This window comes from Pontiella agarivorans (genome assembly GCF_034531395.1).
Lineage (GTDB): Bacteria > Verrucomicrobiota > Kiritimatiellia > Kiritimatiellales > Pontiellaceae > Pontiella > Pontiella agarivorans.
Genome location: NZ_JARVCO010000012.1, coordinates 20803 through 46345, shown reverse-complemented (window position 1 = coordinate 46345; position 25543 = coordinate 20803). Strand labels below are relative to the sequence as shown.

Genomic DNA, 25543 nt, shown 5'->3' with positions numbered 1-25543 from the left:
TCAAAATTCCTTCCTGTTAACGGCCGACCTTGCTTTTCAGCACCACCTGGGTGGTGAAGAGCATAAAGATCATCACCGATGCAAAATAAATCAGATCGCGTAGATCAATCACCCCGCGCTGAAGCGTTTCGTAGTGTGTCATAAAACTGAACGATGCCACGCCGTCCACCATCCAGGTCGGAGCCCAGCGCGACAGCAGATCGGTCACCGGCGGGTACCCGGCCAGAATCAGGAAAAGACCGATCACCACAGCCAGAATAAAACTGATCACCTGATTCCGGGTCAGGGCGGATGTAAAAATTCCGGCGGCCACATAAGCACCGGCCAGCAGACCGCTTCCGATATACCCCGAAACGATGGTTCCACCGTCGGGTGATCCGAGATAAGCCGCCGTCATCGGCACCGGAAAAGTGAGCAGCAGCGCCAGCAGCATAAAAAGCCACGCCGCCAGAAACTTGCCGAGCAGAGCCTGCAGCGGCGTCACGGAAACTGTAAACAGCAGTTCAATCGTTCCCGAGCGCCGCTCCTCGGCCCAAAGCCGCATCGCCACAGCGGGCACCAGAATCATGTAAAGCCACGGGTGCCATTGAAAAAATCCATTCAGGTCGGCCTGCCCGGCCTCATAAAACTGCGCCAGCGAAAAAGTGAAAAATCCCGCCAGCATCAGAAAAATGATGATAAAAACATAAGCCACCGGTGAATCAAAATAGGCCCGCCATTCGCGTTTGGCCACCGCCAGAATATGAGAAGCCGCTTCGTTCATCAGGCCACCTCCTTTTTCTTCGTATCTTCAGTCGTGGTGATCTGACGGAAAACATCATCCAGCCGTCCTTCATCCACCTTGATATCCGAAACCGACCATTTATGCTGCTGAGCAGCGCCGAGAATATCCGGAGCAATAGATTTTCCACCCTTTGGAAACGCCACGATTTTTCCATCATCAAGGGTTTCCACCTTTCCGACATTCGGAAGTTTTTCAAGCGCATCAACAATCCCCTTTCCTTCGGCGGAAAGAGTGACCGCATTGTATTTAGCACTGCGGGTTTTCAGCTCGGCCGGCGTATCGTCTGCAACCACTTTCCCGCCACTGATAATGATGGCCCGCGTGCAGATGGCTTCGACTTCTTCCAGCACATGGGTCGAGAGCATCACGACCCGCTCGGAGGCCATGTCTTTGATCATATCACGCACAACCTGTTTCTGGTTGGGATCCAACCCCTCGGTCGGCTCATCAAGCAGAAGAAGGTCCGGATCGTGCAGCAGCGTCTGCGCGAGACAGGTGCGCTGGCGGTACCCTTTGGACAGGGTATCGATGGTCTGGTTCCGCACCGGACCGAGAAAACAGCGTTCAATAGAGCGGTCGACGCGGCTATCGCGCTCTTTACCGCTGAACCCGCGCACTTCCGCAAGAAAACGGAGGAATCCGGATACCGTCATATCCTCATAGAGCGGCGTGGTTTCCGGCATGTAGCCGATACTTTTCTGAGCCGCAACAGGATTTTCGGCCACGTTGATGCCTTTCACTTCAACCGTTCCGGATGTCGGCGGAAGAAACCCCGCCACCATGCGGATCGTCGTCGTTTTTCCGGCGCCGTTGGGGCCGAGAAAACCCAGCACCGTTCCTGTTCCGACCTCAAAAGAAACGCCGTCAACTGCCCGGCGTATCCCGAAGTCCCTGACCAAATCGACCGCTTTGATCATTACTTTGTCTCTCCTATGTTTAACTTATAATTACCCTTTCGTCGGCGGAGCATTTGATACCTCGCCTTTCCATTCTTCCAAGAGCTGGAAAATAAAATCAGACTCACGAAGACTGAACGCGTTGAATTTTTTCCGCTGAAAATTGATACGTCCGGCCCGTATAAAAGTCCGGACAGGGGCAACTGATCACCCCTGCCCGTCCCGCCCTTAATCCACGGTCACCGGTATGCGTTTCTGAGTCAGTTCAGACTGATCGTTTTTGGGCAATTTCAACGTCAGCAAACCACGCTTAAACCGGGCGGTTGCACGATCACTGTCTACCGATACCGGCAAACGGATCGAACGACTGACACCACCGTAGTTAACCTCTGAGATATGATAATCCCGTTTGCGCTGTTCGCGCTGCTCTCTCCTCACCGCACGGATCATCAGCACATCTTCATCGAGCGATACATAAATATCTTTACGGCTCATTCCCGGAAGTTCCGCATGAACGATGACATGCCGATCCGTTTCCGAAAGCTCAACACCGAAATCGCGTTCCATGAAATCACCCACCTCACTCAATCTGCCATGGTAGGTATTCATGAGGTTGTCGATTTCACGCGAGAGACGGGCAAACGGATCATAATCCCACTCATGCGAACTTTGTATTGACCGTTTTCTGAAGGGCATCAATGCGTGTTTCATAGCCTTGAATCCTCCTGCTGACTCCTATGTTGTAATTTCAATTTTACGGGGTTTTGCCTTTTCCACCTTAGGGAGTTCAAGGTTGAGTACCCCGTTGCGCAAATGCGCTTTGATTTGATCCCGGTCGATAAGCTGCGGGACAGTGAACTTCCTCCGGAATGTTCCGGTGTCGTATTCCCCGATAATCAGATCCATTCCTTCGAGATTAACCGGGTGTTGCGGCGCAGAAACCGTAAGTTCCGTGCTATCCAGCCGAATATCGACTTCTTCCTGAGTCACACCGGGCACATCGAAACGGATAATGACGGCATCGTCCGTTTCATAAATATCCGATGCCGGCAGATATTCCCGCTCCTGCCGGGCCACGCGATCTTTTTTCTGAATAGTTTTTTCTTTGGAATCTTTCATCACGGTCACCTCCCTCAGGATGCTTTAATTTCAATACGTTTCGGCTTACTGGCTTCATGCCGCGGCATATAAACGCAAAGCACTCCATTTTCATATTTTGCCGAAACCCGGTCGTTTTCAACGCTGTACGGCAGACGTACTGTGCGGACAAAATGGCCCGTATCGCGTTCACAGCGATGACATACCGCATCATCCGCCGGCTTGTCGGCTTTGCGTTCACCCTTAATTGTCAGCTGATTATCAACCACACTGATATCAATTTCGTCCGGATTCAGTCCGGGAAGTTCTGCGGTCACAACCACCTGATCTTCATTACCCCACACATTCAGTGCCGGGAAGCGGGACATGGCATCCCCTCTGTCAACACCGTCAAACAGACGGTTCATTTCCCGTTGGAGGGAACGGAGCTCATCAAACGGGCTCCATGCTCTGGGATCATTCCAATACATTTTGCACTCCTTTCGTTTGCTGTTTTCCGCTCCACGTATCACGAGGGAGCGATGCTTACACCTCTTCCCTAATCAAAAACTATGCCATTTGAGAAACTGTGAAATTCATTAAAAATCGGCGCAATACTCCCCCGACCCTGTGAAAAAAAGTACCATTCCCATTGCCCGCCTGTGTCAATTTTTCACACCGCAGAATACGAAAAAAGGCCCCCGGATTTCCCGGAGGCCTTTCATCGATATGTTCGAAGAGATTAGACTTCGAGCAGCTCGTCATAGCTCGGCAGCGGCCAAAGCTCTGCCGGAACAATGGCTTCGAGCGCATCGATCGTTTCACGAAGTGCACCCATGGCTTCGATCTGCGCAGCCGGACCTTCAGCCGCTTCCAGTGCTTTCACACCGGCAACCGCTTTTTCGGTCAGCGAAGACATTTCATCCGTCAGGCCAGCCACCGCCGGAACGGAGGCATATTCGTTGATCGCCATAACCGCCGCCGGAATCAGCAGGGTTTTAGCAATGTCCGCAGCGGTTGCCGCTTCGATCTCAATCAGAGTGTCATAGTTCTCTGCATAAATGTTGTAGCGGGACTCAAGCTCTTCATTGCTCAGTACATTATACTTGGCAAACAGATCTTTGGCTTTCTGCGTCTGCAACACCGGCAGAGCATCCGCGGTGGTCACCAGATTCGGCAAACCGCGCTCTTCAGTGGCTTCCTTGATCCACTCATCGGTGTAACCGTCGCCATTATAAAGAATGCGTTTGTGCTCTTTGATCACACCAGCCAGCACTTTCTGCAGTACCGCATTGAATTCACCGCCTTTTTCAAGACCGGCTTCAATTTCCGTGCAGATGTAGTCGAATGCTTCAGCAACAATCGTGTTGAGCACAACGTTCGCTCCGGCCGGGCTCTGATTGGAGCCCACCGCACGGAACTCGAAGCGGTTACCCACAAATGCAAACGGGGAGGTACGGTTACGATCGGTGTTTCCGCGGGGAAGTTTCGGCAGCATATCGACGCCGAGTTCAATATGTCCTCCATCCTTGGATTCTTTAGCACCGCCGGCTTCGATCTGTTCGATAATATCCGTCAGCTGGTCGCCCAGGAATACAGAAACAACCGCCGGAGGAGCTTCGTTGGCTCCCAGACGGTGATCATTTCCGGCCGATGCAACCGATACGCGAAGTAGATCCGCATGCGTATCAACCGCTTTCAGCAACGCCACAACGATGGTCATGAACTTGGCATTTTCGTGCGGATTGTCTCCCGGAGACAGCCAGTTCTTTCCGTCCGGACCGGCAAGGGCCCAGTTATTGTGTTTACCGGAACCGTTCACACCTGCAAACGGTTTTTCGTGCAACAGACATTCGAAGCCGTGCTTCTCAGCGGTGACCTTCAGTGTTTCCATGGTAATCATATTACGGTCCACGGAAACATTAAGTGTTTCGAAAACCGGAGCAATCTCGAACTGCGCCGGGCACACCTCGTTATGGCGGGTTTTCGCCAAAACACCGGATTCCCAAAGCGCTTTATCGAGGTCCGCCATAAAGGCCGCAACGCGGTGTTTGATGGCACCGAAATAGTGGTCGTCGAGCTGCTGGTGTTTGGATGCCGGCTTACCGAAGAGCGTACGGCCGGTACGGATCAGGTCCGGACGCTGGGCGTAAAGATCGGCATCGATCAGAAAATATTCCTGCTCGGAACCGAGGGTCGCTTTGGCCATGGCGTCGCCGCAGTCGATACCAAAGAGCTTGCCGAGACGTACGGTTTGTTCGGACAGAACTTTCATCGAACGCAGCAACGGGGTCTTTTTGTCGAGCGCTTCACCGTTATAGCCGCAGAATACAGTCGGGATGGTCAGCGTCGTGGCACCGCAGGAATCATATTTAATGAACGCCGGGCTGGAGGGATCCCAGCCGGTGTAACCACGGGCTTCGAAGGTTGCACGCAGGCCGCCGGACGGGAAAGAAGAGGCATCGGGCTCGCCCTGAATAAGTTCATCTCCGCTGAATTGAGTAACCACACCGCCTTTGAAGTCAGGAAAAATGAACGAATCATGTTTTTCGGCTGTAGAGCCGGTCAGCGGCTGGAACCAATGTGTGTAGTGGGTCGCCCCCTTTTCCATCGCCCATTCCTTCATGGCTTCGGCCACTTCATCCGCAATGGATGGATCCAGTGCGGTGCCGGAATCGATCGTTTTTTTCAGCGATTCAAAGGTCGGCTCCGAAAGTCGGGCTTCCATTACAGGCAGACCGAATACCAGATCACCGAATGCTTCGATATTATTACTCATTTTTTCTCCTTAATAATTAAATCACCGTCGGCAACCGACGGTAATGCACCCTACTTTAAAGAAATCCAGCTTTCCAAGCCGAGGAATAACCGGCTCTGATAAAATCAGATGTTTCTAAAATATTTGCCTGCGTTTGAGCATGTAGTGTACCAAACCCCTGCAGCACACCCATCCTCCTCGGAAACAATATGTTACATAACATTCCGATATGATCCGAAAAAAATTTAAACACATATTTGTAGCCATCTTTGAAACATAACTACATATTTGGCAAGTCCTGCGCCCACATCTAAACGGTTTTGGCGGCGGAAAGCTTAGCCACTTCGGCTTCGAGCTTTTTCACTTTTTCCTTCAGTTTCGGAAGCGTCACCGTGCCCGCTATCACCTTTTTCGCCTGCAGGTGATTCATGGCAGGCGAACCGATCACAAAATCTTTGGCAGGAACATCACGCATCACCCCCGATTGGGCTCCGACAATGGCACCATCGCCCACTTCAAGGTGCCCCGCCAGCCCGGCCTGTCCGGCGAGAATCACCTTCGACCCGATAATGGAACTTCCGGAAACACCGACCTGACCGCACATTACCGAATGCTCGCCGACCACCACGTTATGGGCAATCTGAACAAGATTATCGATTTTCGTGCCCTTTCCGATCCGGGTTTTTCCAAAACGCGCCCGGTCGATCGTCACATTCGCCCCGATCTCGACATCGTCCTCGATCACCACTTTTCCAATCTGAGGAATTTTAGTGCGCGACCCATCTTCCTGCACGGCATAGCCGAATCCGTCTGAACCAATCACTGTGCCGTTATGAACGATCACGTTGTTTCCTATCTCTGTAAATTCACGCGTGGAAACCTGCGGATAAAAATGACAGTTGCTGCCAATCACCGTTTTATACCCAATAAAACACTGTGGTTCGATGACCGTACCGTCACCAACCACTACGCCATCATCAATGACCACATGCGCTCCGATTGAAACACCCTCTCCCAGTTTTGCACCCTCCGCAACGACGGCGGTCGGATGTACAGCCGGCGGGGACAGCGGGACGGGTTCGTAGAAAAACTCCGCAACCTGAGCAAACGCCTGATCCGAATTCTCCACACGTATCAACGCACATTTTCCCGCGCGATCCCAATCCTGCGGAACAATGACGGCAGAAGCATGGGTCCCGGCAACCTGAGCCGCATATTTCGGATTCGCCAGAAAACTGATATCGCCCCGCGCAGCCTCTCGCAAACCGGCCACGGCAGTAATCTCCAGATCTCCATTCCCTTCGAGCACTCCGCCCACACGCTCAGCAATATCTGAAAGCTTCATTTTATTCCCCCACCTTAGGCTCAGCGGAAAAGGCAGCCCGTTCACTTTTCGTAGGCTCCCGGCCTTCGTTCAGAACCGCCAGCAAATCGGCTGTAATATCAACCTTCGGGCTTGTGTAAAGAATCATCTCCGTACCGATCCGGCTCTGCGCAGAGCGATCTATCACAGCGGTGTAACCCTTAGCTTTGGCGTGCTGAATGAGCACCTCATGAATCTCATCGAACAGCTTTTTGGTCATCCGCGTATTCTGCTGCTCCATCTGCTCCCTGCGCAGTTTTTCGAAATCAGTCATATCCTGCTCCTTGCGCTGCAGCTCAACCAGCTTTTCCTCCAGCTGATCCCGTTTATTCTGTCGCACATCCTCCGGCAAGGTCTTATCGCGCGAATCAGCACGCAACACATCAATCTCTTCTTTAAGCACCTTGACCTCGTCCTCGATTTCATCGCGCTCCAGTTTAATGTCATCGGCCTGCTGCCGCATCTGGTCCTGCGCCAACTGTGTTTTATAGAACTGTCTGAATACCTCCTGCAGATCTACAAAAGCAATTTCGTCCGCAGCACGGGCACTGCCGAGCAACAGAAACAGAGTGAGAAAAAACAGAGAAAACAGCTTATTCATGGAATTATCCTTTCGGTAAAAAACAGGAAAAAACTCTAACCAACCCGAAACCGCCTTACAATCTATTCGTTGACCTTTCCAAAGTCAGAAATCACTACTGAGTGATGAATCAGCGCAACCATTCGATAAAAAAAACTCGAATCGGAGTAAAATCCAGCTCATCGCCCTCAAAAAAAGCAATTTTTCCAAGCTATTATTACTCCTTGTATCAGAGCAGATAATGCTGGTTCAGCCGGAAATTTTGGCCATTACAAAAAAAATATTCTGGCCAACCCCCGAATTTCGTGATCAATTGACGCCGTTCTCAGCGAATGAGAACCATAATTTATTTAAAAATGGGTATCTTGTTGGGTTCCCGTTTTTCGGCGGCAGGTTTCCCTCCTCTTTTCCTTCCGCCGTTTTTTTTACCTTTTTTTCGAGCCCCTGAAAAAAAGTGAGTCCTTTTTTGAACCCTTTTAGAAAAACGGGTCTAACACACCGTAACAACTCCCTGAAAAACGGGTTCCCGGTTGGGTTCTCTGTTTTTAGCGGCGCAAGGTTTCCCTCCTCTTTTCCTTGCGTCGCTTTTTTTATGCGCCATTCCGCTGAACATTTTTCCGTAATCGAATCAGCAACTCCCGGAGATGTATGCCCCCCACGTCAACAGCGCGGTTAACCGCTTCCGGCCGGTTCGGCCGCACCTCTTTCGGCGCCACAACACCAACAGCAATCGGAGCACAAAAAAAGCCCGCTCCCCAAAAAGAACGGGCATTTTACTAATCCGGGAAAAATCAGACGTTAAACAGAAATTCGATCACGTCGCCATCCTGCACCACATACTCTTTTCCTTCCGTGCGCAGCAATCCCGCATCACGACAGGCCGCCTCGCCGCCCTTCTCAATGAAATCATCATACGAAATCACCTGCGCCCGAATAAACCCGCGCTCGAAATCGGTATGAATCACCCCGGCCGCTTTCGGTGCGGTATCGCCGCGATGGATGGTCCAGGCGCGCGTCTCTTTCGGACCCTGCGTCAGATAGCTGATCAGTCCGAGCGTGTGGTAGCCGGTATGAATGATCTGATCGAGTCCGCTCTCCTTGACGCCGAATTCGGCAAGAAATTCATCGCGCTCCTCATCCGACATGCCGTTGAGCTCCTCCTCCATTTTCGCACAGATTCTAACCACATCCGCATCGCGCTCGGCCGCATAGGCTTTCACCGCCTTGACGTAGTCGTTGTCCTCCATCAGGCCGTCTTCATCCACGTTGCAGCAGTAAATCACCTTTTTATCCGTCAGGAACTGAGACTCCTTAAACACCGCTTTGGCCGCATCTGATTCTTTATCTTCAAATGTGTAGGCCATTTTGCCTTCGCCCAGATGTGCCAGCAAACCCTCGAAAACCGGAAGCGTCGCCGCAATCGCCTTATCCCCGCGCGCCGCTTTCACCACGCGGTTATGCCGATTTTCCATCATCTGGAAATCGGCAATGATCAGCTCGGCCTCGATAATTTCAATATCGCGCACCGGATCGATCGAGCCGTCGACGTGCACCACATTGGGATCATCAAAACAGCGGACCACCTGCAGAATCGCATCAGTTTCCCGGATATTGGTCAGGAATTTATTGCCCAGCCCCTCGCCCTGACTGGCCCCTTTCACCAGCCCGGCAATATCCACAAAATCAACCGTGGCCGGCAGGATCTTCTGCGATCCCGCAATATCCGCCAGCTTCTGCAGCCGCGGATCCGGCACCGGAACAACCGCTTTGTTCGGTTCAATGGTGCAGAACGGATAGTTCGCACTCTCCGCATTCTGCTCGCGCGTCAGCGCATTAAAAATGGTCGACTTTCCAACGTTTGGAAGCCCAACAATTCCGACACTCAGTCCCATGGTCTTTCTCCTGACATGTGAAACGTGAGCCGTGAAATCCATCACGCCTCACGTTTTCACGCACTTCTGCAAAGCTTACTTTGCCGGTTTTTCAAAATCCATCAGTACGCCGCCCATAAAGTTGGCGCCGCCGTCTACAAAGATGGTCTGTCCTGTAATCTTCTTGGAATATTTACCCAGCATGAAGACGCAGGCATTGGCCACTTCCACCTTATCCTCCACCGTATCCCACGGCAGCGGGCTGATTTCATCCCAGGTGTTCGAGAGATGATCAAAATAAGGAATCGAAGACGCCGCTTTCGTGGTCAGCGGACCGGCCGAAACAGCATTCACACGGATATAATCCTTACCCATGTTACGCGCAAGCGCACGAACCAGCGCTTCCAGAGCCGCCTTATTGACACCCATCCAGTTGTAGTACGGGAACGGGCGTGAACCTTCAAACGACAGCGTAACAATGGAGCCGCCCTCTTTCATTTTCGGAGCGGCAAAATGAGCCACCGTCGCCAGCGAAGCCGCGGAAATATGAAACCCCTGCAACACGTCCTGCGTCGCATCCGTATACATTTCTTCAGCACCGAGACAGGTTTTCGGGTTGGCATAGCCGATCGAGTGCAGCACGCCGGAGATTTCGCCGACTTCTTCAAACAGCGCTTCCACCTCAGAATCAATCGTCACGTCGCAATATTTGAAATCCATTGCATCTTTTTCTTCCTGCGTCAGGTCTTTGCAGCCCCGGTCGAAAAAGATCTTTTTCATGCGCTCATTCTGAGCCGTCCAAATCACTTCGCCACCCAGCTCTTCAATCAGTTTCCCCGTTGCATATGCGATGGAATCGGTATTCAGAATGCCCATCACCACATATTTGCTTCCTGGCTCAATCATAGTCTCTACACTCCTTTTCGTTAAAAGCGGCCAATAACCTATGTGATTTCACCCCGACATGGCAATCCATGAAACATCCCGAGTTCGGTAGGTATAAATTCCTGACAGCGGAAAACTTGAAACAATTATCTCGATGCGGTAATGCTGGAGCATGACATATAGAACTCTATCACTCCTATTTGCATTCATTTGTTCAGCAACGGCTTCTGAAAACATAGCTTATATCCACGGCGACATTGCCAAGGACGGAACAACCCCGTCGGGCGGGGCCGCGCCCTACGATCAGATGCTGCTGACCGATGCCGGCAACACAGGCTGCTCACAATTCAAGGCCCTGGTCGAAGCTCAGGGCTACACCATTTCCCAGCACTACGATGCCGAAACCGACCTCGACGCCGACTTCCTTGAACCGTTCGATGTCATCATCTTCGGCCTTCACCAGAAAATCTGGTCCGCCGATGAAAAAGCCGCCCTCGACACCTGGATCCGTGACGGCGGCGGCATCCTGATGTACAGCGATTCCGCGGCCGGAGGAAAATATAACGTTGTAGGCATAACCAATCCCACCGGCCAGAATGCAGTGAACAACATCCTCTCTCATTACGGAATGGAAGTGACCGTCGACCAGGGCGGCGGCGTCCGCGCCTACTTCCCGGACGCCGGCTCCTCCAACCCGATCATCTGGGACCAGCCCGTTTTCGAAGGCGAAGGCGTTTCCCCGATTGCGGTCGATCCCGCATCGGATGCACAGATATTGATTCCGCTCAGCGACAGCAACAAACAGTCCGGCGGGAATATAAATCCGGGAACCGGCGGCATCAGCATCGCCAACCCACAATGGGCGGTCATTGCTCTGAACCAGATCGGCAACGGAAATGTGATCGCCATTTTCGACCGCCAGCCCCTCTGGAACAACGGCCCCGGCTCCGACATCAACAAAGCGGACAACAAAGAGGTGCTGCGCCGCATCGTCCGCTACCTCGCCCGCGACTACGGTAATTCCAGCGACTGGATCAACCTCATCTCCACCAATTCACTTGAACTGACCTACCGCCAATGGAACAACGGAACCGGAATCCCCGGCTTCGACTACCACGCCAAAAACACACGGATCACCATCGAACACACCACCGCCCTCTCCAACGAGACATGGTCCGTGCAATCAAACTGGGTCGAACACCTTTCTTCAACCCCCGAATCTTCAGAAACCGAACGTACCTCCGTGCGGATTCTTCCAGACCCTGAAAACCTGAACCGCTTCGCCCGGGTGGTTATTAAACCAGCCACAAATTCACCGCCCGCCGCAACCAACTCAGCCGCAATAGCGATCAATTGCGGAAGCAGCAGCCCCTTCACCGGAACCGATGGAACCCAATATCAGGCCGACGTTTATTTTGCGGGCGGTCATACCGATAATGCGCCGGGCACCGCGGTTGCAAACACCGACAACGACGCCCTGTACAACGAAGCGCGCTCGAATTTTACCGCCTACAATATTCCGCTGGCCAACGGCAGCTATACCGTCACTCTTAAATTTGCGGAAACCTGGGCAACTACTCCGAATCAGCGTGTTTTTGATATCGCAATCGAAGGAAACCCGGTGATCAACAACCTCGACCTCTTCGCCGCCGCCCCCGGAAAATGGGTCGCATACGACCTCGAATTTCCGGTAACGGTGAACGACGGACAGCTCAACCTGACCGCATCAGCAAGCATCAATAATGTCCTGCTGAATGCGATCATGATTGTGCCGGACTAGGTATAAATTTCGGCGTCCTGCTCCGCGAATTCCTGCGATTTTTCCTGCATGCCTTTTTCAATGGCCTCCTCTTCGGACAGCCCCTGTTCTGCGGCATACTGGCGGACATCTTCCGAAATCCGCATGGAGCAGAACTTCGGCCCGCACATGGAACAGAAGTGTGCCGTTTTCGCCTCTTCGCCCGGCAGCGTCGAATCGTGGAACGACCGCGCCGTCACCGGATCAAGCGCCAGATTAAACTGATCTTCCCAGCGGAATTCAAACCGCGCCTTACTCAGTGCATTATCGCGCACCTGCGCGCCGGGGAACCCTTTCGCCAGATCCGCCGCATGCGCCGCAATTTTGTAGGTAATCACGCCGGCTTTCACATCCTCTTTATTCGGCAAACCGAGGTGTTCCTTCGGCGTCACGTAACAAAGCATCGCGCAACCGTACCAGCCGATGTTCGCCGCACCGATTCCGCTGGTGATATGATCATAGCCCGGTGCCACGTCGGTCGTCAGCGGGCCGAGGGTGTAAAACGGCGCTTCGTGACACGCTTCCAGCTCCCACTCCATATTTTCCTTCACCCCGTGCAGCGGCACATGGCCCGGACCTTCAATCATTACCTGAACATCATATTCCCACGCAATCTTCGTCAGCTCGCCCAGCGTTTCCAGTTCGCCGAGCTGTGCTTCATCATTGGCATCGGCAATCGCGCCCGGACGCATGCCGTCGCCCAGCGACAGCGACACGTCGTACTGCCTGCAGATTTCGCAGATCTCGCGGAAGCGTTCGTAAAGGAAACTTTCCTTATGATGCGAGACGCACCACTTTGCCATAATCGATCCGCCGCGGCTCACAATACCGCAGACCCGCTGGGCCGTCATCGGCACATAACGCAGACGGACACCGGCATGGATCGTAAAGTAGTCGACGCCCTGCTGCGCCTGCTCAATCAGCGTATCGCGGAACAGTTCCCACGTCAGATCCTCCGGACGTTCCCCCACTTTCTGCAGGGCTTGGTAAATCGGTACCGTGCCGACCGGAACCGGGCAGTTACGCAGGTTCCACTCGCGGGTGTCATGAATATTTTCGCCGGTCGAAAGGTCCATAATCGTGTCCGCGCCCCAAAGCGTCGACCACTGCACCTTTTCCACCTCTTCGCCGATGCTCGAGGTCACCGCCGAGTTGCCGATATTCGCATTGATCTTCACCAGAAAGTTGCGGCCGATAATCATCGGCTCCGCTTCCGGATGGTTGATATTCGCCGGAATAATCGCCCGTCCCGCCGCCACTTCATCACGCACAAATTCAGGCGTAACAAAATCAGGAATGTTGGCTCCGAACGACTGCCCCGGATGCTGATGATTTGCCGAACGCATGCCGGCGGTCTGCGCCTGGGTCAGGAGGCCGGTCTCATGTTCGGATTTCATATAGACCGAGTTGAATGCCGCCTGCCGGCCGAGATTTTCGCGGATGGCAATATATTCCATCTCCGGTGTAATGATGCCCTTTCTCGCATAATGCATCTGCGAAACATTGGCGCCCTCTTTGGCAACGCGCGCCATTTTTTCCAGAGATTGGAACGGCATACGGTTGGTGTCGCCGCCCTGCCCGTCATCCCCCGGCTGAAACCCGCGCGCCTCGGTTTTGACGGTATCGCCGCGCTCTTCGATCCACGCTTCGCGCAGTTTCGGCAGCCCTTTTTCAAGATCGAGCGTGTAGTTCGGATCGGTCATCGGACCGCTGGTGTCGTAGACCAGAACCGGCGCATTTTCCTCCACCGTACCGTCGGCTTTTTTGGTGTCGGTCAGCTTGATTTCCCGCATCGGCACCTGGATATCCGGACGGCTGCCGGAGATGTAGACCTTGCGTGAATTGGGGTAGTTGTTTCCGTAGTCGTCGTATGTGTACTTTTCCTGAATCATGGCTCGCTCCTTATCTGATTTCTTCCAACGTCTGGAAAACGCGGAGCGGCAAGCAAAAGATTCGCTTCCCTACGCCGGCATTATCCGTACAGGTTCCAAGGGTTATTCTCAGCCCGCCTCCTCTTAAACCGGGCACCCCTAGCGATACATCGCGACAAAACCTACTCTTCGCGCAAACAGAGTCAAATTATAATACTGACTATATTGATCACATTTCACGCTTTGCACAGTTTACAAGCTCCGTTTGCGTGATAATATGCGCGCTCTTAACCCCCTTTTGGAGAGAACAAATGGATTGGAAAGCAATTGGCGACCGCGTACTGAACGGCGGAAAAATAACCAAAGAAGAAGCACTCGCTGTTTTGGAATCCTCTAACGATGAACTGTTGGAGATCGCCCAGGCCGCATTCAGAATCCGAAAAAAACACTTCGGAAAAACCGTATCAATCCACCTGCTGCAGAATGTAAAAAGCGGCATCTGCCCGGAAGACTGCACCTTCTGCTCGCAGTCCTCAAAATATAAAAACGACGTCGAGCGCTACAGCATGCAGACCGTCGAAACCATCGTGGAAGGCGCCCAGGCCGCAGTCGACCGCAACGCCAAGCGCTACTGCATGGTCGCCAGCTCCCGCGCCCCGAGCCCGAAAGAACTCGAAGTCGTCTGCGAAGCCACCCGGCAGATTAAACAGAAATATCCAAATCTCGAAATCTGCTCTTCCCTCGGCCTGCTGACCGAAGAAAAAGCCAAACAACTGAAAGAGGCGGGCGTCAACCGTTTCAACCACAACCTCGAAACCTCCGAAAACTTTTTTCCGGAAGTGGTTACCACCCATGATTTCGAAGAACGCATCCACACGGCCAAAACCGCTAAAAAAGTCGGCCTCGATCTCTGCTGCGGCGGGCTCTACGGCATGGGCGAAAGCCTGCAGGATCGCGTCGACCTCGCTTTTGCGCTGGCCGATCTCGACGTTGATTCCGTACCGGTCAACTTTCTTGATCCGCGCCCGGGCACCCCGTTCTCCGGAAAACCCAATCCGCTGACCCCGAACGACTGCATCCGCGCGCTCTGCATGATGCGCTTCGTCTGCCCGACCGCGGAAATCCGCGCGGCAGGCGGGCGCGAAAAAACGCTGCGCGGTCTGCAGTCTCTCGCTCTTTATCCCGCCAACTCCATCTTCACCGCCGGCTATCTCACTACCGGCGGCGCAGAATATGAACAGGACAAACAAATGATTGAAGACGCCGGGTTCGAAATCGAAATCCAGGGTGCCAAAGAACCGGCATTAGCCTGAAACCGGAACGTTGAAACCTGAAGCTCTTTCAGGTTTCAAATTTAAAATTTCAATGAGCTTCTGGAATTCCATAGATCGACCCATCATTGCGCTTGCGCCGATGGAAGACGTCACCGACACCGTCCTGCGCGAACTGCTGCTCGATGTGGCGGACCCGTCAGCCATTCACGTGGTAATGACGGAGTTTGTTTCAACCGATGGACTGGTCCATCCGAAAGCACGTAAGCGCGTCATCCACCGCCTGCGCGTTACGGACGAAGAGCGCAAACTGCTGGAAGAAAAGAACGTCAAAATCGTGGCGCAGATCTGGGGCAATACACCGGAACACTACCAGACCGTCATCAAAGAGATTGCCGACGAAATGGAATTCGACGGTATTGACATCAACATGGGATGCCCGGTGCCCAAAGTGGTCCGCCGCGGTAGCTGCTCCGGCATGATCGGCAATCCCGCGCTGGCCAAGGAAATCATCCAGGCCTGCAAAGAAGCCTCCGATCTTCCCGTTTCCGTAAAAACCCGCATCGGCCTGAAAACCGTCCAGACCGAAGAGTGGATCAGCCACGTCCTCGAAACCGAGCCCGCGGCACTGACTATTCACGGCCGCACCCAGAAACAAATGTCCGACGGACTGGCCGACTGGTCCGAAATCGCCAAAGCCGTAACGCTTCGCGATGAGCGCGGCCTGAATCTTCCAATCCTTGGAAACGGCGATGTTCAATCCCTGGAAGAAGCGCGGAATAAATGCAAAAGGTTCAGCCTCGACGGAGCGATGATCGGCCGAGGCATTTTCAATAACCCCTGGCTCTTCATGGAAGAACAGCGCGAGCGTACCAAAGAGGAAAAACTCGAGATGCTCTGGAAACACACGGAACTGTTCGACCGCGTCTGGCAGGGCTCAAAAAACTTCCACATCCTGCGCCGCTACTATTCCATCTACTCTAAAGGTTTCAACGGCGCCGCCGAACTTCGCGCCAACCTCATGCGCACCGAAAGTATTGATGATGTAAAGACATTGCTCAATCGTATCACCTGATCATCAGACCGATTAAATTCAAACTTCTCATGGACCACGGGCTTGGTCATCCGGAATATTTTCACCTCGGTGGACGCGGTTGCTTCAGCGTTTCATCCTTCAGCATTCATTGATGAATGATTCCACTTTTTGGTGCAGAACTGCTCATTCCCTGCTCATCGTTTTTTTATTCCAGGTGCACCGATCCGATGTTGCGTTTATTCTTTCCAGGTGAACTTTCCCTGTATACCTGAAGGTTCATAGATGTCGCGTATAACCGGCTCGCCATCCGCTCCGGTCATGGAGACCCGAATCCAGACACCATGAATATCGCCCTGTTCTTTAATCGGATCGCCTCCGGCATACAGATAGTCCCCAGACCACTCTTTTTCATGAATAACGACCGGTTTTGTCGTCAAGACGGCCTTACCGTTTGCCTTCAAGGCAGGAACATCCATCGCTCCGGAAACCACTTTTTGATTCATAACGGCCTCACTCCGTTTTGTCCCCGATCCGCTCGCCACACTCTGCTCGTAAAAAATGCAGTATTTAAGGGTTATCCCTTCAAGCGAAGTGGCATTTCTATTTTCCAGCAACAGCTCATAATTGAATTTTTCAAATTTCTCGACACTAATAACTTCCGTTTCAACACTTCCATCACTGTAACGAATCTGACCCTCTTCCTCATTTTTCCACTTCTCGATCTGCTTCTTTTTTCCACTGACCTTGAAAGAAGAGGGACTGCGGAATCCGGAAAGCTCCGCCCAGTTTTTAATAAAGGCCTGGTCGGCCTCCACAAATAAAGCGGGTTTCACCTTCTTCACCTTTCCGTTTTCCAATCGCAATTCAACCAATCCAAGCCTTCCGTTAAAATCAACAATTTCGGCCTTTATAGATCGTCCGTCCGGCAAATTAAATTCATGCAGTTCCGCTTTTGTCACCACACACAAAGAAAAAACAACGAATGCAATTAAACACGCTTTAAACCCCATAACAACCTCACCCTAATAAACAGGAAACAACTGCTTCCAAGCTTTCACAATTAAATATATCAAACCAAAGATACTTACCCTATATTTTGAAGATGAACAACAGTTTTGGACTCTATCTTATTCTCACCGACCCGGTCGCGGGCTATGAAGCCTGCACCGAAGCCGCTGTGGCCGAAAACATACGATATCTCCAGTTGCGTATGAAAAACGCGGCACGAAGCGACATGGTCGACATGGGCAAACGGCTCAAATCAATCACTTCCGGAACGGCCACCCGCCTCATCATCAACGACGATCTTGAAAGCGCCATGGACTGCGATGCCGACGGTATCCACCTGGGACAGAACGATCTTAACCTGACCGAGGCGCGCAAACGCTGGGCAAAAAAAGGCAAAATCTTCGGCCTTTCGACCCACAGCAGAAATCAGGCTTTTCAGGCATTGGAACAAAAACCCGACTACATCGGCATCGGCCCCGTCTTCCCCACCTCAACCAAATCCGATACCGCTCCGGTCGTCGGCATCACCGAAGCGGGACGAATTGCCGCCGAAGTCCCGCTTACGGCAGCAGTGATCGGCGGCATTCATTCCGGCAATCTGGATATTGTCCTGCAGGCAGGGGCCACAAACTATTGCGTCGTCAGTGCTGTCAATTCGTCAACGAATCCACGCAGCGCGATTCGGGAACTTCAGACCATCTGGAAAAACCGAATAAATTGACTTGAGCACGCACCGCAGTGCCCACTATCTTCTCAACACTTTTTTCATGGACGAGTGGTGAAATTGGTAGACACGCGGGATTTAGGTTCCCGTGCCCAACAGCGTGAGGGTTCGAGTCCCTCCTCGTCCACCATTTTTCAGGTAACAACATGCAACAAGGAAAAGTTCCACATTTTACTATGCGCCCGCACCCCGCCGTGATTACGGCATTTTTTCTGGTGCTGCTGATCGGACCCCTCACCGCGATGTCCTTTTTTTCGCAAGAGGACGGAACCGGCATCTGGAAACAGCGCGGCATACTGACTTTCATCATCACCGGAATTCTCTGTCTGTTTCTGGTTATTCTGGCCACAGCAAAATTCTGGCACACCCATCTCTGGAAGAAAAACTCCACCCACGCACGGCACCACAACCACACAAAGCACCACCCCGCCATGCGCGAAAAGCAATTCCGCGAACAACAGCAAAGCCAGAAAATCTGATTTTTTCCAGAGATTGGAACTTGTGCATATTTCTTGATCGGCAGAGAATCCCCATATGAAAATTATATGTGCAGAAACTGTACTCCTGGGAGACCGTGCATTTTCCCATGCCGGCGAAACCGTGGTGATCCCCGACCGGGAAATCTGCCGCAACGATCTGCTCGATGCCGATGCACTCATCATCCGTTCAAAAACCAAAGCCACGGAAGAACTGCTGCGCGAAACTCCGGTTAAATTTGTCGGCACCGCTACGGCCGGCACCGATCACCTCGACAGTGACTGGTTGCAACGGAACGGTATTTACTGGTGTGCCTCCCCGGGCTGCAACGCCAACTCCGTTTCAGAGTATCTGGTCGCCGGTCTGCTAACGCTCGGGCACCGCCATGGCTTCAGCCTCGAAAATAAAACCATCGGCGTCATCGGCTGCGGCAACGTCGGAAGCCGCGTCGTCAAAAAATGCCACGCCCTCGGCATGAATGTCCTGCGCAACGATCCGCCGCTGGCCGCCGTTTCAGCCGATCCCGACTTCCAACCTCTGGAAAACCTGCTCGCCGAATCCGATATTGTCACCCTTCACGTCCCGCTGGTGAAACACAAACCCTGGCCGACCGAGCGCATGGCCGACTGGCTCTTTTTTGAGCAAATGAAACCCGGAGCCGTTTTCATCAACGCCGCCCGCGGCAGTGTCTGCGATTACGACGCCCTGCTCGATGCCAAAAGCAGCGGAGCCGTTGCGCAGACCATCATCGATGTCTGGTCGCCGGAGCCCGCCTTCCGAACCGATGTACTTAAACTGGCCGACCTCGCCTCGCCCCACATTGCCGGCCATTCCTACGAAGGAAAACTCAACGGCACCGTTGCCTGCTATAACGAACTCTGCAACTTTTTCGAACTTCGGAAAACGTGGGATATTTCCGCTTCACTTCCGACACCGGAGGTCCCGGAAATTGAAATCGACTGCGCCGGCCGCAACGACGAAGAAATCCTGCTCGATATCATTCGCCGCGTATACAATATCGAAGAGGACGATCGGTTGATCCGCGAGGCCGCCGTTCACTGTGAAATCGACCGCGCGCGCAGATTTGACCAACTTAGAAAAAACTACCGCATACGCCGCGAATTCCATAATACGGAACTCAGGCTGCATAATGCATCCAGTGACCTAACCCGAAAATGCAAAGCGCTCGGTTTTAAAACGACCTAATCTTCATCCACGATCGACGCGAGCCATTCCTCGAAAATTTCACCGTAGTGAAACGTGATCTCTTCCCCGGGAAGGATATCGCGCAATGCATAAAGTTCATCCCCGTCAAACTCGGCATTCGGCTCCTGAGAGTGATTCAGAAATTTCAGATCCGACGTTCCATCAATTCCATATTCTTTTCCATCCTCATCCGTAACCCACAGCACATAGGTGTCGTCCTCACCGGTTTCATCGCCATGATAGGTGCCGATTTTCACCCCCGCCTTGATCTTTTTTTTCGCATAGACCCCGCGTCCGTGAATCGGACTCTCTTTCACTTCAACTTTATGCATATTCGGCATAATTATTCCCCATCTTCAGTTGCCGTTTAATACACGGAATTCTATCCGTGGCATGGTGTGAAACATACAGCAACGTTGTACCGCTGTTTTCACCAATCGAATTAATCAGATTCAAAACGGTCCGCCGGTTCACTTCATCCAGACCCTGACACGGCTCATCCAGAATCAACAGTTCCGGCCGCTTGATCATGGCCCGCGCAATCAGAACCATCCGCTGTTCCCCATACGAAAGCCGCCGCAACGGCTGCTCCATTTTATGTCCCAGATGCAGCAGATTGATCCACTCCTTTGCGCACCGTATTTCATGCGGCGACGGGCTGCGATAAACTCCGATCGAGTCATGAAGCCCCGAGATCACCACATTCAGAATCGACGTCGCCACCCGGTAATTCACCTGCACCGCCGACGACACATGGCCGATATATTTTTTTATATCCCACACGCTCTCCCCCGAACCCCGCCGGGTTCCGAACACCGTAATATCATTGGCATACAGCTGAGGCAAATCTCCGCTCACCATATCCAGCAGCGTCGTTTTCCCGCAACCGTTCGGGCCGTAAATCTGCCAGTGTTCACCGCGCTCCACCCGCCAGTTCAATCCCTCGAAAACCGGACGCCCCCCATAGGCCACCCGTGCATTTTTCACCTCGATTAAAGGGGACCCCGATTCAAGAATCAGTCGTGCCCGCTCCGGCGGCTCCGGCAGCACTGCCGGAAGCTCATGCATTCTGAAAAAACGCTCCAGCTCCTCCCCGGCCTCCACCCGGCCCACCAGCCCCGACTCATCAATCAGAAAGATATTTTGAACCGCATCACAAATTTCATCCACCCGATTCAGCAACAGCACCAGCTGCAGCCCCTCGGTTGCCAGCTGGTTCAGTACCGAAGTCAGTTCCTGTTGTGACCCCGCGTCCAGCCCGTCGAACGGTTCATCCAGAATCAGGCGCTTCGGCTTTTCCGCCAGCGCCCGCACCAGCTGTGCCTTACGAAACTCCCCGGTCGAAAGAAAACGAAGGCCCCGCCCGAGAATCGACTCCATGCCCAGCTGCTTAAAGCGCCGCTCGATTTCCGGCGTAATCGCCCCGCCCTCGGAAACAAACTGCCGCACCGAACGCCCCGGGTCCGGACAATTCATAAAATCCGAATCATCGTTCCGGCGCTCCTCCTCGATCACCTCAAGATGCTGCTCCAGCGACACCAGCGAACACAAAACGTCCGACCTCTGGAAAAGCTCAACCGCAAGCAGACTCTTGCCCGATCCATTCGTTCCGAGAATCGCGCAGGATGATCCCGATGAAAGAAATGAACTAATGGTTTCGATCAAAGCAACTCCTTCAGATACTGACCGGTAAAGGATCCTTCACATTTTGCAATCTTTTCCGGCGGACCGGAAACAACAACCTTTCCACCGTTCACTCCGCCGCCCGGGCCCATATCCACGATATAGTCCGCCCGCTTGATCATATCGAGGTTATGCTCAATCACGATGACCGTATTGCCTTCATCACGCAGACGCTCGAGCACCTCCAACAGCTTGTGCACATCCGCAAAATGCAGACCGGTCGTCGGCTCATCGAGAATATACACCGTCTGCCCCGTCGACCGTTTGCTCAGCTCCGTCGAAAGCTTTACCCGCTGCGCCTCACCGCCCGAAAGGGTCGTCGCCGGCTGCCCCAGCTTCAAATAACCAAGCCCCACATCGCACAGCGTTTTCATCTTCCGCTGAATCTTCGGCACCGCCTCAAAAAAGTCCAGCGCCTCGCTGATCGTCATATCCAGCACATCGGCAATACTCTTGCCTTTATAATGAACTTCCAGCGTCTCCTTATTGTACCGCTTTTCATTACACTGCTCACACGGCACATACACATCCGGCAGAAAATGCATCTCAATCTTCAGGATACCGTCGCCCTTGCAGCGTTCGCAGCGACCGCCCTTCACATTAAAACTGAAACGCCCCGGTTTATAACCGCGCATCTTCGATGCCGGCAGCGTCGCAAACAGATCGCGAATATCCGTAAAGGCCCCGGTGTAAGTCGCGGGATTCGACCGCGGTGTTCGGCCGATCGGCGACTGATCGATCACAATCATTTTATCCACCAGCTCCAGCCCTTTTACCTCTTTATGCTTACCCGGTGTATCCTTCGATCCGTTGAAATGCCGCGCCAGCGCGCGCTTCAGCGTGTAGTCGGTCAGCGTACTTTTTCCGCTGCCCGAAACTCCGGTCACACAGGTAAAAAGCCCCAACGGGAACTTGGCATTCACCTTTTTCAGGTTATTCGCCTCCGCCCCCTTCAGCTCGATCCAGCCTTTGTACGGCTTCGTCCGCTTTTCCGGAATCTCCACCTTCAGCTCTTCGCGAAGATATTTCGCCGTCAGCGTATCCGCCTTCATCAGCTTATCAGTCCGCCCCGCAAAGACCACCTCACCGCCATGCCGTCCCGCCGCCGGACCCATATCGACTACAAAATCCGCCGTGCGAATCGTCTGCTCATCGTGCTCCACCACGATCACCGTATTGCCCAGATCCCGCAGCCCCTGCAACGTCTGAATCAACCGGTCATTATCCTTCTGATGCAGCCCGATACTCGGTTCGTCCAGCACATAAACCACACCCACCAGCCCCGCACCGATCTGCGTGGCCAGCCGAATACGCTGCGCCTCGCCGCCCGAAAGCGTTCCGCTCTCGCGGTCAAGGTTGAGATAGTCCAGCCCCACGTTCACCATAAAACTGAGCCGTGCCCGAATCTCCTTCAGGATTTCCCTGGTAATCAGCTCTTCCTGCTTCGTCAGTTCCAACGATTGGAAAAACCGCTGCGAATCAATCACCGAGTCCGATATAATCTCCCGGATATTCCGCCCGTTCATTCGACAGGCCAACACCGCCGGCCGCAGCCGGGCACCGTTGCAGTCGGGACAGATGCATCGGGTCATGTAGCCGCGCAGCCAGTGGCTCATCGCTTCGCTTTCATTATTCTCCACCCGGTCCATCAGCATATTGAAGACCCCCGGGAACGGTTTGGAGATCAGGCGGCGGCGCATATAATATTCAATCGGCTCATCGCCCGTGCCGTGTAGAATCTGCTGCTGCACCTTTTTCGGCAATTCATTAAACGGCGTCGCGGGATCAATCCCGTTTTTGGCCGCCACCGCCTGCAGCAGTTTTTTATGATAAACAATCATCCGCCGCCCGCCGTAGCGCCACGGATGAACGCATGATTCCACCGCCATCGTTTTATCCGGAATCACCTGGTCTTCATCGAACACCATCTGCGTACCCAGACCGTGGCACGTCGGACAGGCTCCATACGGACTGTTAAACGAAAAATGCCGCGCCTCCAATTTGTCGAAACTGATACCGCAATCAAGGCAGGCATTGTGCTCCGAGAACATTTTCTCTTCCCAGCTGCCATCCTCTTTGGCAATCAAAACCGTCACCAGCCCGTCCGCCTCGCCCAGCGCCAACTCCACCGAATCCGTCATGCGGCTGCGGATATCATCCTTAATCGCCAAGCGATCCACCACCGCTTCAATCGTATGCTTGAACGTTTTCTTCAGCTTCGGGACTTTTTCAATTTCATAGGTTTCGCCATCCACACGCGCCCGTACGAAACCCTGCTTGCGCATCGTTTCATAAACCTCAACATGCTCGCCTTTTCGGCCCCGCACATACGGCGCAAGAATCATCAGTTTGGTTTTGGCCGGCAGCTGCATCAGCTGCTCAACAATCTCCTCCGCGCTCTGACTCGTCACCGGTTTTCCGCATTTGTAGCAATGCGGTTTTCCGATGCTTGCAAACAACAGGCGCAGATAGTCATAAATCTCCGTCGTCGTGGCCACGATCGACCGCGGGTTCGATCCGGCCGTACGCTGCTCAATCGAAACTGCCGGCGACAGCCCTTCAATATAATCCACATCCGGCTTCTGCATCTGGCCGAGAAACTGACGCGCGTAGGCCGAAAGGCTCTCCACATATTTGCGCTGCCCCTCTGCATAGATTGTGTCAAACGCCAGCGACGATTTTCCCGATCCGCTCAGCCCCGTCACCACCGTCAGTTCATCACGCGGAATTTTAACATGCACATCCTTCAGGTTGTGCTCCCGCGCGCCCGCCACATTGATCCACTGTTTCGCCATAGTTTTTTCCTTCAATACCTACCAAGCTTCCCGCTTCGTAAGCATCACATTATTCAACCTGCACAACGAAGCAAGATGCTCCGTCCCGCTCAGAGATCCTTTTTCCCGCGGTAAGTAAACAGGTCTTCCCATTCATAACTTTCCGGGGCACTGTAAATATTCAGCGTATCGAGAATCTTCTGCTGCATATGCATCGTCAGCCGACGCCCTTTCCGGCCCTTCTGAATCTGCTTATGATTAATAAATCCCGGCGGCGCAATCGCAACCAGATCATTATTCTTAATGCCCTTTTCGGTCATCACCGCATCCAGCGGCTGGGTCCCGACATTCATTTCCAGTTCTTCACTCATTCTTATCCTTAACGTGCCTCGCACGATTGATTCTTTTCAACCAGTCTATCGATTTCTTCCATGATTGCCCCGACGGTCATAAGGCGCGCAAGTTTCATAAGCAACTGTTTCTTCCCAAACAGCCCTTTCACATAATAGGGAATATGGGTGCGAAACTGAATACACGCGGCCTCTTCGGCGGTATACCGCTTCGCCCGCGCGGAGATTTCCTGTTTTTTCTCATTCAATTCCACCAGCCGGCGCAGGTGTTCGGCCATCATTTCCCGCTTTTCCTGAAGCCCGATGGAAGCAGGCCGCACCGTATCGCACGCATCCGTCCCTCCCCGCCGAATCGAATCAAAGATCCACGGATTCCCAATCGCACCGCGCCCGATCATCACGCCGTCCACGCCGGAGATCCTCACCATCCGTTCCGCATCTTCCAACGATTGGACGCCGCCGTTTCCAAGGATTGGAATGTTCAGCAGCTGCTTCATTTCGCCCAGCTTTTCATAATCCGGATCTCCGCCGTGAAAATTTTTGGCCAGCCGCGCGTGCACCGCAATCATATCCGCGCCGCTTTCCTCCACCGTGTGGGCAATATCCAGGTGGTCGGCCGTATCCTGATTAAATCCGATCCGCGTCTTAACCGACAGCGGCAGCGAAACCGCCTTCCGAACCCTGGAAATCATTTTTCCAAGGGTTGGAAGATCTTTCAGCAACGCCGCTCCCGCCCCACGCGAAACCACCTTTTTCACCGGACAGCCGCAATTCAGATCAATCCAGTCAAACTGCCCCGTCTGCTCGACATATTTTGCCGCCTCGGCCATCGCCTCCGGATCGCGCCCGAAAATATGCCCGGCAATCGGATGTTCGCCGCCTGCGGTTTTCAGCGCGGCAAACGTATTCTGCGAATCGCGCCGAATGCCCTCGGCGCTCGTCAGCTCCGTGTAAACCGCACCGGCGCCCTGCTCCAGACAGAGCGTGCGCATCGCCGCATCGGTGTAGCCCGCCATCGGGGCGAGCAGCACCGGAAAGTCGACCGTAACAGAACCAAACTGGAGGGGTTTTAAATCCATGGATGTGGGAATATTTCCCACCCGCCTTTATTTGTAAACTGTGAACGAAATT

23 protein-coding genes, 1 tRNA gene and 1 riboswitch are annotated in these 25543 nt (G+C 53.2%); of the genes, 7 read left to right on the top strand and 17 right to left on the bottom strand.

Annotated features, from left to right (window positions below; genetic code table 11):
• Positions 1-16: 16 nt before the first annotated feature.
• The 10 genes from P9H32_RS13155 to P9H32_RS13110 all read right to left on the bottom strand — a co-directional run bounded on the left by P9H32_RS13155 (position 17) and on the right by P9H32_RS13110 (position 10235).
• On the bottom strand, positions 17-763 hold the full coding sequence (locus P9H32_RS13155; protein ID WP_322609372.1) for an ABC transporter permease: 747 nt from the start codon (positions 761-763) through the stop codon (positions 17-19).
• Positions 763-1701 (bottom strand): ABC transporter ATP-binding protein, encoded by a 939-nt coding sequence (locus P9H32_RS13150; RefSeq protein WP_322609371.1) that lies wholly within the window; start codon positions 1699-1701, stop codon positions 763-765. Before P9H32_RS13150 ends, P9H32_RS13155 begins: the two co-directional genes overlap by 1 nt.
• Before the next feature lie 207 nt (positions 1702-1908).
• On the bottom strand, positions 1909-2391 hold the full coding sequence (locus tag P9H32_RS13145) for an Hsp20/alpha crystallin family protein (RefSeq protein ID WP_322609370.1): 483 nt from the start codon (positions 2389-2391) through the stop codon (positions 1909-1911).
• Between the two features lie 24 nt (positions 2392-2415).
• A complete protein-coding gene (locus tag P9H32_RS13140; RefSeq protein WP_322609369.1) occupies positions 2416-2799 on the bottom strand; it encodes an Hsp20/alpha crystallin family protein in 384 nt (127 codons plus the stop codon).
• A 14-nt stretch (positions 2800-2813) separates the two neighbouring features.
• Complete coding sequence (locus tag P9H32_RS13135; RefSeq protein WP_322609368.1) at positions 2814-3248, bottom strand: Hsp20/alpha crystallin family protein; 435 nt, start codon at positions 3246-3248, stop codon at positions 2814-2816.
• Between the two features lie 251 nt (positions 3249-3499).
• A complete protein-coding gene (locus P9H32_RS13130; RefSeq protein WP_322609367.1) occupies positions 3500-5536 on the bottom strand; it encodes a glutamine synthetase III family protein in 2037 nt (678 codons plus the stop codon).
• 289 nt (positions 5537-5825) lie between these two features.
• Complete coding sequence (lpxD, locus tag P9H32_RS13125; RefSeq protein ID WP_322609366.1) at positions 5826-6860, bottom strand: UDP-3-O-(3-hydroxymyristoyl)glucosamine N-acyltransferase; 1035 nt, start codon at positions 6858-6860, stop codon at positions 5826-5828.
• 1 nt (position 6861) lies between these two features.
• The gene (locus P9H32_RS13120; protein WP_322609365.1) at positions 6862-7479 is read right to left on the bottom strand and encodes an OmpH/Skp family outer membrane protein; all 618 of its coding nucleotides are present in this window, start codon (positions 7477-7479) and stop codon (positions 6862-6864) included.
• A gap of 770 nt (positions 7480-8249) precedes the next feature.
• Positions 8250-9350 carry a redox-regulated ATPase YchF gene (gene ychF, locus P9H32_RS13115; protein ID WP_322609364.1) on the bottom strand — a complete coding sequence of 367 codons (1101 nt, stop codon included), beginning with the start codon at positions 9348-9350 and terminating at the stop codon, positions 8250-8252.
• A 75-nt stretch (positions 9351-9425) separates the two neighbouring features.
• Entirely contained in the window at positions 9426-10235 is an 810-nt protein-coding gene (locus P9H32_RS13110) for an enoyl-ACP reductase FabI (RefSeq protein WP_322609363.1), read from the bottom strand.
• 151 nt (positions 10236-10386) lie between these two features.
• Between P9H32_RS13110 and P9H32_RS13105 the strand changes: the two genes are divergently transcribed.
• Positions 10387-11994 carry a malectin gene (locus P9H32_RS13105; RefSeq protein WP_322609362.1) on the top strand — a complete coding sequence of 536 codons (1608 nt, stop codon included), beginning with the start codon at positions 10387-10389 and terminating at the stop codon, positions 11992-11994.
• Here the strand turns inward: P9H32_RS13105 and thiC are convergent.
• On the bottom strand, positions 11991-13904 hold the full coding sequence (thiC, locus tag P9H32_RS13100; protein ID WP_322609361.1) for a phosphomethylpyrimidine synthase ThiC: 1914 nt from the start codon (positions 13902-13904) through the stop codon (positions 11991-11993). The two genes, P9H32_RS13105 and thiC, sit on opposite strands and share 4 nt — an antisense overlap.
• Before the next feature lie 49 nt (positions 13905-13953).
• A riboswitch (TPP riboswitch) is annotated at positions 13954-14054 on the bottom strand.
• A gap of 140 nt (positions 14055-14194) precedes the next feature.
• Here thiC and bioB point away from each other — a divergent pair.
• Both bioB and P9H32_RS13090 read left to right on the top strand, forming a co-directional pair.
• Positions 14195-15196: a biotin synthase BioB gene (gene bioB, locus P9H32_RS13095; RefSeq protein WP_322609360.1), complete on the top strand. Its 1002-nt coding sequence runs from the start codon at positions 14195-14197 to the stop codon at positions 15194-15196.
• Between the two features lie 52 nt (positions 15197-15248).
• Positions 15249-16229, top strand: a complete 981-nt coding sequence (locus tag P9H32_RS13090) for a tRNA dihydrouridine synthase (protein WP_322609359.1) — start codon at positions 15249-15251, stop codon at positions 16227-16229.
• A gap of 197 nt (positions 16230-16426) precedes the next feature.
• Here the strand turns inward: P9H32_RS13090 and P9H32_RS13085 are convergent, their stop codons facing one another.
• Entirely contained in the window at positions 16427-17200 is a 774-nt protein-coding gene (locus P9H32_RS13085; RefSeq protein WP_322609358.1) for a hypothetical protein, read from the bottom strand.
• A gap of 92 nt (positions 17201-17292) precedes the next feature.
• Here P9H32_RS13085 and thiE point away from each other — a divergent pair, with 92 nt between their 5' ends.
• From thiE to P9H32_RS13065, 4 genes are all read left to right on the top strand, one after another.
• Positions 17293-17919: a thiamine phosphate synthase gene (thiE, locus tag P9H32_RS13080; RefSeq protein ID WP_322609357.1), complete on the top strand. Its 627-nt coding sequence runs from the start codon at positions 17293-17295 to the stop codon at positions 17917-17919.
• Positions 17920-17967: 48 nt separating this feature from the next.
• Positions 17968-18052, top strand: a tRNA-Leu gene (locus tag P9H32_RS13075).
• Positions 18053-18068: 16 nt separating this feature from the next.
• Positions 18069-18401 carry a hypothetical protein gene (locus tag P9H32_RS13070; protein ID WP_322609356.1) on the top strand — a complete coding sequence of 111 codons (333 nt, stop codon included), beginning with the start codon at positions 18069-18071 and terminating at the stop codon, positions 18399-18401.
• A 55-nt stretch (positions 18402-18456) separates the two neighbouring features.
• Entirely contained in the window at positions 18457-19605 is a 1149-nt protein-coding gene (locus tag P9H32_RS13065) for a 4-phosphoerythronate dehydrogenase (RefSeq protein ID WP_322609355.1), read from the top strand.
• On the opposite strand, the gene P9H32_RS13060 is transcribed toward P9H32_RS13065, so the two are convergent.
• From P9H32_RS13060 to P9H32_RS13040, 5 genes are all read right to left on the bottom strand, one after another.
• Positions 19602-19946, bottom strand: a complete 345-nt coding sequence (locus tag P9H32_RS13060) for an SET domain-containing protein (protein WP_322609354.1) — start codon at positions 19944-19946, stop codon at positions 19602-19604. The two genes, P9H32_RS13065 and P9H32_RS13060, sit on opposite strands and share 4 nt — an antisense overlap.
• Positions 19930-21270, bottom strand: coding sequence for an ATP-binding cassette domain-containing protein (locus tag P9H32_RS13055; RefSeq protein ID WP_322609353.1), 1341 nt, complete (start codon positions 21268-21270; stop codon positions 19930-19932). Before P9H32_RS13055 ends, P9H32_RS13060 begins: the two co-directional genes overlap by 17 nt.
• Positions 21267-24083, bottom strand: a complete 2817-nt coding sequence (uvrA, locus tag P9H32_RS13050; protein WP_322609352.1) for an excinuclease ABC subunit UvrA — start codon at positions 24081-24083, stop codon at positions 21267-21269. The genes P9H32_RS13055 and uvrA overlap by 4 nt, the downstream gene beginning before the upstream one ends.
• 89 nt (positions 24084-24172) lie before the next feature.
• Positions 24173-24433, bottom strand: coding sequence for a hypothetical protein (locus P9H32_RS13045; protein WP_322609351.1), 261 nt, complete (start codon positions 24431-24433; stop codon positions 24173-24175).
• Positions 24434-24441: 8 nt separating this feature from the next.
• Positions 24442-25491: a tRNA dihydrouridine synthase gene (locus tag P9H32_RS13040; RefSeq protein ID WP_322609350.1), complete on the bottom strand. Its 1050-nt coding sequence runs from the start codon at positions 25489-25491 to the stop codon at positions 24442-24444.
• Positions 25492-25543: the final 52 nt, after the last annotated feature.